Genomic DNA, 12,408 nt, shown 5'->3' on the forward strand with positions numbered 1-12,408 from the left:
CCGATGGACGCTTTCACCGGATTCCCGCTCACCGGACTCGACTTCTACGAAGACCTCGAGGCCGACAATTCGAAGGCTTTCTGGAACGCGCACAAGCACATCTACGACGACGCGGTACGAGCCCCGATGACCGCGCTCGCCGCCGAGCTCGCGGCGGAATTCGGACAGGCCAAGATCTTTCGGCCCTACCGTGATGTCCGGTTCTCCGCCGACAAGCTGCCCTACAAGACACACCAGGGCGCGGTGGCGGCGGTGTCGCCCGGCGTCGGTTGGTACGTGCAGATCGGGGCGGCGGGGTTGTTCGTCGCGGGCGGCTGCTTCCGGCCCTCGCCCACGGCCTTGGCGGTCTTGCGGGCCACGATCGACGACGAGGTGCGCGGCGCGGAACTCGAGAAGATCCTGGCCGCGACGACGGCAGCCGGTTTCACCGTCGGCGGCGACAAGCTCAAAACCAAGCCGAGAGGCTATGCCGTCGACCATCCACGCATCGACCTGCTGCGCCACAAATCGCTCACCCTGCACCGCGAGTTCGGCGCGCCGGACTGGCTCACCACCCCGGCCGCGGCCACCGAGATCCGCCGCGCGTGGAACGACCTCCGGCCGCTGGTCGAATGGTTCGCCGCCGTCCTGGAGGGCGTCCCGGAGGACACGAGCGGCAGGCGTCCGTAGCAGCGGTGACCGATCGGCCCGAGCGTGCCTCGTGACGCCACGGCTCGCGGAGGCCGATACTGGAAACCATGAGCCGTGAACCGTTGGACATGGACATGGGCGATGACGATCAAGCCGACGACATCGTCGAATACGAGCGCTATGTGGAGGACCCACCCGCGGACCACGTGATCCGCAACCACGAAGCCGAAGCCGACGGCTTCCTCGGCATCACCGAGGAAATGGCCGAGGAGTACACCGAGAGCGGGTCCCGCCGCGAGGCGTTGGCACAGGACGAACGCCCCGCCGAGGAAGTCGCGATGGGAGTGCGCGGCGACGACAAGGTCGACGGCGACCTCTTCGACGACGACGCCGTCAACGGCGAGGAAGGCGTCGACAAAGACCTCGAGGGCGACGAGAACCTCACCAGCGGCGAATACCTCGCCGACGAACTCGACCTCTAACTCCCCGCGTCGCCGGTGCACGACACGCTGGCATACGGCCCGCTGGCCGTTTGCTCGGCGAGCACCTCGTCGCCGACGAGGATTCTGCAGGTGACATCGCCACCGTCGGCGTCGGCCGAGGCGGTGAGCGTGACGGTTTTGAAGATCCCGTCGATGCTGACCTCCTTCGTCCAGGGCAGAGCCGCGTCGGTGTCCTGCGCGATGTCCATATTGCGACCGGAGTAGGTGATCGAACTGGCCTGGCCGGTTCCGTCGACCTGATAGGTCACGGTCACGGCGCGATTGATCTCGTTGTCGACCTCGTTCACCGTGGTCGCGACGATGGCGATGCACGAGCCGAGTCCGACCAGGAACACCAGCAGGACGCCACCGAGAACCCATGGCCAGACCTTGCGCTTCTGGGGTGGTGGGTAGCCACCTTGCGGATAGCCGCCCTGCTGGTACGGCGGACCACCCTGCTGCTGCCAACCTTGTGGCTGACCGTAGGGCTGTTGTCCGTAAGGCTGTTGTCCGTAGGGCTGCTGCCCATAGGGCTGTTGCCCGTACGGCGGTTGTTGTCCGTAGGGCTGCTGCCCGTACGGCTCATGCCCGGGCGGCTGGTTGCCCGACGGCGGAGGAGCCGATGGCTGTTCACCGGAAGGCTGCTGATTGTGCGGGTCCGGCGACGATCCAGGAGGCTGCTGACCAGGTCGATCCGACATGTGAGCTCCTTTGCTCGGCGACGTGGGCCCACTACACGAGTGAGACCTGGGTCACATGTTGATCTTACTGCGCGGATCCTGTGGGCCGGAAGAGCCGCCGACCCCCTGATCAGCGGCGTTCGGCCAGGGCCAGGATGAAGCGATTGTCGGGATCGGTCCAGGTGTGGGCCGGAGTGAAGCCGGCTTTGTCGAGTTCGGCGGCGAGGGATTCGGGGCGGAATTTGGCGGAGATCTCGGTGCGCATTTCCTCGCCTGCCGCGAAATCGACGGTCAGGTCGAGTCCGGCGACGGTGGCTTTCATCGCTTCCGTGGCCCGCAGGCGCATTTCGATCCATTCGTTCTCGGCGTCCCAGATGGCGACGTGTTCGAATTTCTCGGGGACGAAGTCGGCGTCGAGCCGGTTGTTGAGCACGTGCAGGACATTGCGATTGAATTCCGCGGTGACGCCCGCGGCGTCGTCGTAAGCGGGGACCAGGATCGCGGGGTCGATGACCAGGCCCGCGCCGAGCAGGAGCAGTTCGCCGGGTTCGAGGACCTCGTTGATGCCTGCCAGGAATTCGGCGCGCTCGGCGGGGACCAGGTTGCCGATGGTGCCGCCGAGGAAGGCGATCATGCGGCGACCGCCCCGGGGCAGGTTGTGCAGGGTGTCGGTGAAGTCGCTGACCACTCCGTGCACGGACAGGTTCGGATACTCGGTCGCGATCTCGGCGGCCGCACCGCGCAGTGCCGAGGCCGAGACATCCTGTGGAACATAGGTTTTCAGCGAGCCTTCGGCGGTGAGGGCGTCCAGCAGCAGACGGGTCTTGGCGGCCGAGCCGGAGCCGAGCTCCACCAGTACCTCGGCATTGGCCGCCGCGGCGATCTCGCCGACGACCCGCTCGAGGAGGGCCCGCTCGGTGCGGGTCGGGTAGTACTCGGGCAGTCCGGTGATCTGCTCGAAGAGTTCGCTGCCGCGCGCGTCGTAGAACCACTTGGGCGGCAGGGACTTCGGATCGGCGGTCAGACCGGTGCGGGCGTCGGTGCGCAAGGCCGCGGTGAGATCGTCGTCGGTGAGGTGGATGTCCAGCAGCGGCGCGGTCATGAACGGACCCTTTCGGTGGCGGGGAGTTCGAGAGCGGTGATGGTGCAGTGGCCGGGCGTGGCGACGACCAACTGGCGATCGGTGACGGATTGCCAGCGTGGGTCGGCGTCGTAGGGTTCGGAGGACAGCACGGTGTGGTCGTCGGCGACGAGCACCGACAGCGAATGCCAGCAGGTGGTGGCCCACAGCGCAGCGCCGTTGCCGAGCAACAGGTTCAGCCGAGCCGTCGGCTGCCGACGCAGGACGAGTGCGACCAGCAGTTGCACGGCCTCGGCCGGAGAGCTGATCGGCCCCTCGGGGGTGATCGCCCGGAGCAGTCCTCGCAGCAGCACCCACAGCGCGGCGGAGTCGGTGAACGCCTCAGCTTGCAGCAGCAGCGCAGGCGAGCCGAATAGCGTTGCGGGGGAGGCGGGTTCATCCGCAACCGCGGTGGCGAATACGTCGTCGATGTCGGCGAGTACGGCCACGAGGGTTGTTCGCCAGTCGGGGATGACGCCGTTGTGACTGAAGGCCCAGTGTTCGTCGGTGAAGGGGGCGCAGGCGGAACGCTCCACCGGCATGCCGACGGTGGCCGAGCGGACAGCGGCGATCACCGAGCGGGACTCGAGTTGGCCGAGGACCTCGGCGACAGCGGGATCGGTCCAGATCGGGGCCTGGTTGCGGTAGCGGGTGACGGCGTCGCGGGCGGCTTCGACGCCGATATCGGCTCGGCGCCACCACGCGACGCCGAAGCCGTCGGCGTTGATGGTGCCGCCCGCGCGCATGTCGGCAGGGGCCCAGGACTGGGCGAACAGCGAGTGCGGGCCGCGCATCACCAGCTCGCCCACGCCCACCGGTGGGCCGACGTAACCGAGATGTCTACACATCAGTGTTCGTCCTCGCGCAGGTCTCTGGCGAGGCGGAAGCCGGCGAAGATCTGTCGACGGATCGGGTGGTCCCAGTTGCGGAAGGTGGCGCGGCAGGCGACCTCGTCGGTGCCGAAGGAGCCACCGCGCAGGATGCGGTAGTCGCCGCCGAAGAAGACCTCGGAGTACTCGCGATAGGGGAACGCGCGGAAGCCGGGGTATGCCTCGAAACCCGAAGAGCACCATTCCCAGACATCGCCGATGAGCTGGTGCACCCCGGTGGCCGACGCGCCGGCCGGGTAGGCGCCGACCTCGGCGGGTTCGAGGTGTTGCTGACCGAGGTTGGCCAGGGCGGCGTCCGGTTGCTCCTCACCCCACGGATAGCGCCGCGACGCTCCGGTTTCCGGATCGAAGCGCGCCGCCTTCTCCCACTCGGCCTCGGTGGGCAGCCGCTTTCCGGCCCAGCGAGCGAAAGCCTCGGCTTCGAACCAGCACACGTGCACGACCGGCTGATCGAGCCGCAGCGGAGCGCGGACGCCGAACGCTGTGCGCGTCCATCCGTCACCGTCGCGCTCCCAGAACTGCGGCGCGACCAAGCCTGCCTCCCTGCGGTGCGCCCAGCCGCGCTCCGACCACAGTTCGGCTCGTTCGTAGCCGCCGTCGTCGATGAAGGCGAGGAACTGCCCGTTGGTCACCGGTGCGACATCGATCGCGAACCCGTCGACCTGCACCGGATGAGCGGGACGTTCGTTGTCCAGCGCCCACGGATCGGCCGATGTGCCCATCAGGAATTCGCCTGCGGGAATGACGATTTCGCCGCCGACCCGAACCTTCGCGACCGGCGCGGGCGGGGCCGAGAGCACCGGCGCGCCGATCCGCAATTGGTGGGTGGCCAGCATGGTCTCGTCGTGCTGCTGTTCGTGCTGGGCGATCATGCCGAAGACGAAACCGTTGTCCACCAGCGCGGTACCGGCCAGCTCACTGGAATCGAGGACATCGAGGACCTTTTCGCGCACCGAGCCGACGTAACCGCGCGCCTGTTCGGGATCCAACAGCGGCAGCGCCGGACGATTGACCCTGGCGTGCTTGAACGCGTCGTAGATCTCATCGATATCGGCGCGCACCGCCTCGCGCCCACCGACGTCGCGCACCAGCCACAGCTCTTCCTGATTCCCGATATGCGCCAGATCCCAGACCAGCGGCGACATCAGCGGCGAATGCTGCGCGATGAGATCGGCCTCGTCCACGCTGTCGGTGAGCGTGGCGGTGCGGCGGCGGGCACGCGAGAGAACTTCGGCGATCCGGGCGCGCGTACGGTCGCGGTCACTGTGGTCGGCGGGGACGGAAAGACTCACGAGATCTCCGAAACAGACTGGTCGACAACGACTTCGGACAGAAGGACAGCGGCGTGCCCGCGGCGGACGAGCAGCCGTGAGGTCACCGCGACGAGCCGTTGCGCGAGGAGTCGACCTCGGCGAGCGGACTGCGACCGGACCTACATCGGCGGGCCGATGCCGCCAATTCCGCGGCGGCAGCCGGTGTTCGCGCATGGGCGGCGGCCAGGTCGAACACATCTACGGCCGCACGGCGTAATTGCGGGTCGAGCAATCCGGAGCGGGCGGAGGTCAACCACTCCCCCGCGGTGGGCGCGGCCAGAGCGGTCGCCTCGGCGACGACGGCCGGGGTCGACAGCAGGGCATCGAACAGGTGGATCGGAGTGGTCCACGCTTCGCCGGGTTGGGTGTCGAGGTAGCGAACCTCGAGATGACCGGATGCCCGGACCGGGGGGAACAGCGTGGTCAGGTGGTAGTCCAGGTCGGCGCGGGTGGGGCGGCGGCCGACTTCGTCGTCGAGGGCCCCGGACAGCCAGTCGGCGAAGGTGGCGCCGGGCGGTGGGGACCAGTCGGCGTCCTCATCGCCACAGCGCACGCACAGCAGTGGTACGTCGAGGGCCCAGTGCGCGTAAGAGGTGATCGGGTCGGCCCAGTCGGCCACCGGCGGTCTGGCACGGGAGGGATCGAGGCGCAACCAGGTACGCATGCGCTGGGAGGCCCAGTCGCCCGGCGGGACACCGTGCAGGCGGGGTGAGCAGGCGAAGGCGGCGATCAGGGTGGGGCCGAGCGCGTAGAGGGCGGTCCAGCGGGCCCGTACCTCGGCGAGATCGGCGCCCGCGTCCACACTGACCTGGGTGGCGGCGGTATTGCACATCATCAGCGTGCCGAAGGGGCCGACGCCGTCGAAATGACGTTCCATCGCCGCGTAGCGGGGTAGTCGGAGCAGGCGCTCGGCGGGACGGCCCGCATCGGCGGCGGCGGCGTAGATGCTGATCTCTCGGGCGGCGAGCAGGTCCCGCAAACGGGCCGCGTCAGCGCGCAGATGCTGTGTCAGCGCTGCCGGATCGGCGAACGGTGCGCTGGAAAGTTCGATCTGACCACCGGGTTCGAGGGTGACGATGCTCCCTCCCGGCAGGGGAACCGCCCCCGAGGCCGGGGCGATGGAGGTCGGTGCGTGCGGCCCGAGGGCCGCTGCCAACTGGTCGAGCGAGGGGCGTGAACCGGTGGGCCCCGCGGTGAGCCACTCCAGTTCGGCGCCGATCAGCGCGGGTGGTCCGAGCTTGAAACACACGCCGCCGACATAGGCCTCCGCAGCCACCCTGGACGACATTTCGCCCTGGTCGGGGGCGTAATCGGGCCACGATGAGCGTTCCAGAGTGACCGCCATGCCAACCTCCACGTGCTGCGTGCTGCCGGGGAACCTGCGTTTCGCTCATTCCAGAGTAGCGAGCGCCACCGACAGAGAAAGTGTCGAAAAGGCCAACGCCTCGGGGCGCTATCGTCGTCACCATGCTTGACCTCGCCGCGATCAGAGCCGCCACCTCAGGACTTTCCACCGGTCAGGTCTTCCTCGACAGCGCCGGATCGTCACTGCCGCCGAAGGTCGTCATCGACACGATGATCGCCCACTTGCACCGCGAAGCCGAGATCGGTGGCTACCGCGCGGCTAATGAGCGCCTCGACGATCTGGCCAGGGTGAAGACCTCGATCGCCACCCTCATCGGCGCCACCCCCGACACCATCGCCCTCAGCGACAGCGCGTCCCGGTCATGGGCCGATTTCGCCTACTCGGTGCCCCTGCGTCCCGGCGACCGCATCCTGATCTCCGGCGCCGACTACGCCAGCAACGCGATCGCCGCGCTCCAGCGCGCGAAACGCACCGGGGCCGTGGTCGAGCGTATTCCCAGCGACGACACCGGACGCCTCGACACCGACGCGCTCGCCGACATGCTCGACGAACGCGTGCGACTGGTGTCGCTCCAGCACGCACCGACCAACGGCGGCCTGGTGAACCCGGTCGCCGAAGCGACCAGAATCACTCACGAAGCCGGTGCGCTGGTGCTGCTCGACGCCTGCCAGTCGACCGGCCAGCTGCCCATCGACGTCACCGAACTCGGGGTCGACGCGATGTCGAGCACCGGCCGCAAATGGTTGCGCGGCCCCCGCGGCACCGGATTCCTCTACGTCCGAGCCGAGTTGGCGCGGACGATGGAACCGGCCCGCCTCGACCTGCACAGTGCCGAGTGGGTGAGCCCCGGCGAATATCGTCTCGCTGACGACGCGTCCCGTTTCGAGTTCTGGGAATGCGGCGTGGCCGCCCGTCTCGGCCTCGGCGCCGCCGTCGACTACCTGCTCGAACAAGGCCCCGACGACGTTTACGCGGCCGTCGCGACCCGCGCCGAGTACCTGCGCAAGACGCTGCCCGAGCTGCCCGGCGTGACCGTGCGCGACCTGGGTACCGAACACAGCGGCATCGTGTCGTTCACCGTCGACGGCCACGACCCCGACCAGCTGCGCGACCGCCTGGCCGAGCGCGCGATCACTGTCACCGTCAGCCGCGCGGGCTCCACCCTGCTCGACATGTCGGAGCGCACCCTGCCCGCCGTCCTGCGGGCCTCCCCGCACTGCTTCGTGAGCCCGGAGGATCTCGACCGCTTCGTCACGACGTTGGCCGACCTCGGCCGCTGAGCCTCGCGAGGTGCTCGCGGACGATCCGGTCCGCGAGCACCCGCGGGTCCTGATCAGGGGCAACGATTTCCAGCGTCCGGTTGACGGCGATCGTCGCCAGACCGTGCACATTGGTCCACAGGGCCAGCGCGCGCTGCGGCGCCGACTCCGGCGCCACCGCCGCGACCAAGTCGACCACCTGCCCGTACAGCGGCTGCGTCGTCGCCCGCAGGTTCTCGCCGGAACCCACCAGCAGATCGTGGCGAAACATCAGGGTGAACATCTCGGGCCGCGACACCGCGAAATCCACGTAGTCGACCGCCATCCGACGCAATCGTTCGCGCGGGTCATCGATCGTGGCGAGGACCGCGAACCGCTCGATCAGCTCCCCGAATCCGCGCGCCGCGATCGCCGCGAGCAGGGCCGCGTGGGTGGGAAACCATCGCCGGGGTGCGCCGTGCGAGACGCCGGCGGCCCGCGCGATCGCGCGCAGCCCGAGTGCGCCGACGCCGTCGGTTTCGAGCAGATCGACGCCGACGTCGATCAGGCGCTCGCGCAACGATTCAGGCATACCGGCAATTCTGCACACCAGCTCGGCGGTGTTCGCCGTCGCATACGTAGACAGTGTCTACTAGTCTTCGGTAGACACTGTCTACCGAAGGGCTGCCCATGTGGTACCTGTTGTGCAAATACGTCCTCATCGGCCCGGTGCTTCGCCTGCTCGGGCGCCCGCACGTCGAAGGGCTCGAACACATTCCGCGCACCGGGCCGGTGATCATCGCGGCCAATCATCTGGCCTTCATCGACTCGCTCTACCTGGCCCTGGTGATCCCCCGGCCACTCACCTTCCTCGCGAAGCAGGAGTACTTCACCGGCACGGGGCTGCGGGGGCGATGCAAGCGCTGGTTCTTCTCCGCCGCGGGCCAGGTACCGGTGGACCGCACCGGCGGCGACGCGGCCGCAGGCGCGCTCGCGGCGGCCACCGCGATCCTCGACGGCGGCGGCGCCTGGGCAATTCACCCAGAGGGCACACGGTCACGGGATGGCAGGGTCTATCGTGGTCGCACCGGGGCGCTGCGCGTTGCCATGGCCACCGGGGCACCGGTGGTGCCCGTGGTCCTGGACGGTACCGATCGCATGAATCCTCGCGGTCGGAAACTGTTGCGTTTCACCAAGGTACGCATCACCGTTCACCCCGCGAGGCACTATCCCGCAGCAGTTCATCACGCCCAGGTCAGAGCGGCAACAGACCTGCTGATGCGGGAAATTGCCACGTTATCGGGTAGACCATATGTAAACCGCTACGCAGCCACCTTCGTCGGCTAGTGCGCACCAGCAGGGGTGCTGGGGCGTCAGCCCGGGTTAACACGCGCGGGGCGGGGCGGGATTTCTTGTTGGGAGTGCACAGCACGGCCGTAACCGATCGTTGGCGTAAAGGGAGACCGACGTTGAGCAGGTTCACCGACGAAATGTTTGGCACAGCGCTGACCAGCCCGAAGGGACTGGTCACCGGAGAGCCGGAGGCACCACTGCGGCAGACCTGGGGGGAAATCCATAGGCAGGCACGGCGAATGGCGGGTGGTCTCGCGGCCGCCGGGATCGGGCACGGCGACGCTGTCGGCGTGCTGGCCGGTCTGCCCGTCGATATCGCGCCCGCCTGCCAGGCCATCTGGATGCGCGGCGCATCGATCACGATGTTGCATCAGCCGACGCCGCGCACCGACCTGGAGGTCTGGGTGCGCGACACCGAAACGGTGCTGCGCATGATCGACGCGAAGGCCGTGGTTCTCGGCGCCCCGTTCGCCGCCGCCGAACCGGTGCTGCGGGAACGCGGGATCGCTGTGGTGCGGATCGAAGACCTGCACAGTGGCCCGGACGCCGATCCGGTGCCCACCACGGAGAGCGATATCGCCCTGCAACAGTTGACCTCTGGATCGACCGGATCACCCAAAGCCGTGCGAATTACCCACGGCAACTTCTACGTCAACGCGTACGCGATGTTCAACCGGGTCAAGTTCCAGACCGACGACGACGTGATGGTCAGCTGGCTGCCGCTGTTCCACGACATGGGCATGGTTGGCTTCCTCAGCGTGCCCATGCAATTCGGCGCCGAGGTGGTGTGTGTGACACCGCTGGACTTCCTGGCCAGGCCGCTGCTGTGGGCCGAGCTGATCGACAAGTATCGCGGCACTGTCACCGCCGCACCGAATTTCGCGTACTCCCTGCTGGCGCGGCGGCTGCGGCAGGCCGAGCCGGGCACGATGGATCTGTCGAGCGTGCGGTACATGTGGAACGGCGCCGAACCGGTCGACCCCGACACCATGACCGCTCTCGCGGCGGCCGGACAACAGTTCGGGCTCAACCCGATGGCGCTCACGCCGGTCTACGGCATGGCCGAGACCACCCTGGCCGTGTCGATCCCCGACCCCGGCTACGGGCAGGTCCTCGACGTGATCGACGCCGACCTGCTCGAGGCCGTCGGCAAGGCGGTGCCGGTCGCCGAGGACGGCCACCACGGCACCCCGCGCAAGCTGCCGACGCTGGGACACCTGGTCGACGATCTGGAGGGCCGCGTCGTCGACGCCGAACGGCAGCCGCTGCCGGTCCGCTCGGTTGGCGTCATCGAATTGCGCGGCCCCGCGGTCACTTCGGGCTACGTCACCGTCGACGGCTTCCGCCCCGCCCAGGACGCCGACGGCTGGCTCGACACCGGTGACATCGGCTACTTCACCGAAGACGGCCTGATGGTGGTGTGCGGGCGCATGAAGGACGTCATCATCATGGGCGGCCGCAATATCTACCCCACCGACATCGAACGAGCCGCCCTGCGGGTACCGGGAGTCCGCCCCGGCAACGCGGTAGCGGTGCGTCTGGACGCCGGTGAGAAACGCGAAAGCTTCGCGGTAGTGGTCGAATCCAACGACTACCAGGACCCCGACGAGGTGAAGCGCATCGAGCGCGAGATCGTCCACGAGGTCTTCGCCGAGGTGGGCGCGCGCCCCCGCACCGTCGCCATCCTCGGCCCGGGAGCCCTCCCGAAGACCTCCTCGGGCAAACTCCGCCGCACCGCGACGGCGGTGCACCTGCGTTAGCCCAACCCTGGATCCGCCATGACCGCACTCCCGACCCCCACCCGCGACCCATAGGGAGCGGCGGCCACGAAGTGGCCGGTCGCGGCCGGGTCGCCGGTTAGCCGCCGGGGCGTACGCGACGAAGGAGCAAGCCCCGGTGGCTAACCGGCGGCCCCTCGGGGCCGCGACTCGAGCGCGCCAGCGCTCCAACAAACACAGCGTCAAACCGTCCGGGACTACTCGAACCCCGTGCGCTGCCGTACAACCCGTCCCGGGACTACCGAACCCCTAATGCAGGTTGTTCTGGGCTGCTTCCAGCCCGACCTTCAATAACAGCTCCACCGCATCGGCCGCCTGCTCCACGATCACCGGAACCTCTTTGCGCTCCGGCGCGGCAAAGGGCTTGAGCACGTAATCGGCCGGATCCTGCCGACCGGGCGGACGCCCGATCCCGATCCTGGTCCGCAGGTACTCCCTGGTGGTCAACGCCTGCGAGATCGACCGCAATCCGTTGTGTCCACCTTCGCCGCCGCCCTGCTTGAGCTTGAGCGTCCCGAACGGCAGATCCAGCTCGTCGTGGACCACGATCACCTGATCCACCGGCACCGAGAAGAACTTCGCCAGCGCGGCGACCGGCCGCCCGGACAGGTTCATGTAGGTGCGCGGCTTCGCGAGGAGGATCTGGCGTCCGTCCAGTCGGGCCTGGAGCAGGTCGGCGCCGGACTTCTTGTGCACGGCAAAACGGCCGCCGATGCGCTCGGCGAGCACATCGGCGACCAGGAAGCCCACATTGTGGCGGGTGCGCTCGTATTCGGGGCCGGGGTTACCCAGTCCGACTACGAGCGCGGGCCCGGAGGATTCGGTCATTGCCCGAATCGTAGTGCGCGGTCTTACTCGGACTCGGGAGCGGTCTCCGCGGTCTCGGTCTCGGCGGCGGCTTCACCCTCGTCGTCCATCTGCGAGGCGGACGGCGCCTCGATGACGTTGACGATCAGCGCTTCCGGGTCACCGGCCAGGGTGACGCCCTCGGGCAGCGCGATGGTGCCGGCCAGGATCTGGGTGCCGGGCGCGATGCCGTCGACCGAGACCTCGATGGTCTCGGGCAGGTTCATCGCGTCGGCCTCGATCGACAGGGTGTTGAGCTCCTGGGTGATCAGGGCGCCGGAGACGGCATCGCCGACGACCACGACGTTGACGTCGGTGGTGACGCGCTCGCCACGCTTGACGATCAGCAGGTCGGCGTGCTCGATGTAGCGACGGATCGGGTGGACGACGACCGACTTGGTCATCGCCAGCTGCGGCTGGCCGTCGATCTGCAGGTTCAGGATGGCGTTGGTGCCGTGCAGACGCAGGATCGCGGCGAACGCCTTGGCGTTCAGCGACAGGTGCTGCGGCTCGGCGTGGTGGCCGTACAGCACGGCGGGCACGTTGCCGTCGCGACGGGTACGGCGAGCGGCGCCCTTACCGAATTCGGTGCGGACGGCGGCTTCGATCAGATTGGCGTCGGACATACTGAATGCGCTCCTACGGCTGGTTCATGGGTGACCCAACTCCGGGGTCAAGGTCTACTCGTCGGACGAAAGAACGAACGAGGACG

13 protein-coding genes are annotated in these 12,408 nt (G+C 68.2%); 5 read left to right on the forward strand and 8 right to left on the reverse strand.

Annotated features, from left to right (window positions below; genetic code table 11):
- The first annotated feature begins 3 nt into the window (after positions 1-3).
- Together QX204_RS27150 and QX204_RS27155 are read left to right on the forward strand one after the other, a co-directional pair.
- A complete protein-coding gene (locus QX204_RS27150; RefSeq protein ID WP_056813838.1) occupies positions 4-669 on the forward strand; it encodes a DUF2461 domain-containing protein in 666 nt (221 codons plus the stop codon).
- A 68-nt stretch (positions 670-737) separates the two neighbouring features.
- Entirely contained in the window at positions 738-1,112 is a 375-nt protein-coding gene (locus tag QX204_RS27155) for a hypothetical protein (RefSeq protein ID WP_301903370.1), read from the forward strand.
- Here QX204_RS27155 and QX204_RS27160 read toward each other — a convergent pair.
- The 5 genes from QX204_RS27160 to egtA form a co-directional block, all read right to left on the reverse strand.
- Positions 1,109-1,813 carry an MmpS family transport accessory protein gene (locus QX204_RS27160; protein WP_301903371.1) on the reverse strand — a complete coding sequence of 235 codons (705 nt, stop codon included), beginning with the start codon at positions 1,811-1,813 and terminating at the stop codon, positions 1,109-1,111. The two genes, QX204_RS27155 and QX204_RS27160, sit on opposite strands and share 4 nt — an antisense overlap.
- A 109-nt stretch (positions 1,814-1,922) precedes the next feature.
- Complete coding sequence (egtD, locus tag QX204_RS27165; protein ID WP_301903372.1) at positions 1,923-2,894, reverse strand: L-histidine N(alpha)-methyltransferase; 972 nt, start codon at positions 2,892-2,894, stop codon at positions 1,923-1,925.
- Positions 2,891-3,760: an ergothioneine biosynthesis protein EgtC gene (egtC, locus tag QX204_RS27170; protein ID WP_301903373.1), complete on the reverse strand. Its 870-nt coding sequence runs from the start codon at positions 3,758-3,760 to the stop codon at positions 2,891-2,893. Before egtC ends, egtD begins: the two co-directional genes overlap by 4 nt.
- Complete coding sequence (gene egtB / locus QX204_RS27175) at positions 3,760-5,094, reverse strand: ergothioneine biosynthesis protein EgtB (RefSeq protein ID WP_301903375.1); 1,335 nt, start codon at positions 5,092-5,094, stop codon at positions 3,760-3,762. Before egtB ends, egtC begins: the two co-directional genes overlap by 1 nt.
- 82 nt (positions 5,095-5,176) lie before the next feature.
- Positions 5,177-6,460, reverse strand: a complete 1,284-nt coding sequence (egtA, locus tag QX204_RS27180) for an ergothioneine biosynthesis glutamate--cysteine ligase EgtA (RefSeq protein WP_301903377.1) — start codon at positions 6,458-6,460, stop codon at positions 5,177-5,179.
- 122 nt (positions 6,461-6,582) lie between these two features.
- Between egtA and QX204_RS27185 the strand changes: the two genes are divergently transcribed.
- Entirely contained in the window at positions 6,583-7,761 is a 1,179-nt protein-coding gene (locus tag QX204_RS27185) for an aminotransferase class V-fold PLP-dependent enzyme (protein WP_301903380.1), read from the forward strand.
- Here QX204_RS27185 and QX204_RS27190 read toward each other — a convergent pair.
- Positions 7,733-8,311: a TetR/AcrR family transcriptional regulator gene (locus QX204_RS27190; RefSeq protein WP_301903381.1), complete on the reverse strand. Its 579-nt coding sequence runs from the start codon at positions 8,309-8,311 to the stop codon at positions 7,733-7,735. The genes QX204_RS27185 and QX204_RS27190 overlap by 29 nt on opposite strands.
- A 98-nt stretch (positions 8,312-8,409) precedes the next feature.
- Here QX204_RS27190 and QX204_RS27195 point away from each other — a divergent pair, with 98 nt between their 5' ends.
- Both QX204_RS27195 and QX204_RS27200 read left to right on the forward strand, forming a co-directional pair.
- The gene (locus tag QX204_RS27195; protein ID WP_301903383.1) at positions 8,410-9,066 is read left to right on the forward strand and encodes a lysophospholipid acyltransferase family protein; all 657 of its coding nucleotides are present in this window, start codon (positions 8,410-8,412) and stop codon (positions 9,064-9,066) included.
- Between the two features lie 122 nt (positions 9,067-9,188).
- Positions 9,189-10,832, forward strand: a complete 1,644-nt coding sequence (locus QX204_RS27200) for a fatty acyl-AMP ligase (protein WP_301903385.1) — start codon at positions 9,189-9,191, stop codon at positions 10,830-10,832.
- Positions 10,833-11,099: 267 nt separating this feature from the next.
- Here QX204_RS27200 and pth read toward each other — a convergent pair whose 3' ends face one another.
- Both pth and QX204_RS27210 read right to left on the reverse strand, forming a co-directional pair.
- Positions 11,100-11,678, reverse strand: coding sequence for an aminoacyl-tRNA hydrolase (gene pth / locus QX204_RS27205; protein WP_301903386.1), 579 nt, complete (start codon positions 11,676-11,678; stop codon positions 11,100-11,102).
- A gap of 23 nt (positions 11,679-11,701) precedes the next feature.
- A complete protein-coding gene (locus tag QX204_RS27210) occupies positions 11,702-12,322 on the reverse strand; it encodes a 50S ribosomal protein L25/general stress protein Ctc (RefSeq protein ID WP_056813862.1) in 621 nt (206 codons plus the stop codon).
- Positions 12,323-12,408: the final 86 nt, after the last annotated feature.

The organism is Nocardia sp. PE-7, assembly GCF_030486425.1.
Classification (GTDB): Bacteria; Actinomycetota; Actinomycetes; order Mycobacteriales; family Mycobacteriaceae; genus Nocardia; species Nocardia salmonicida_A.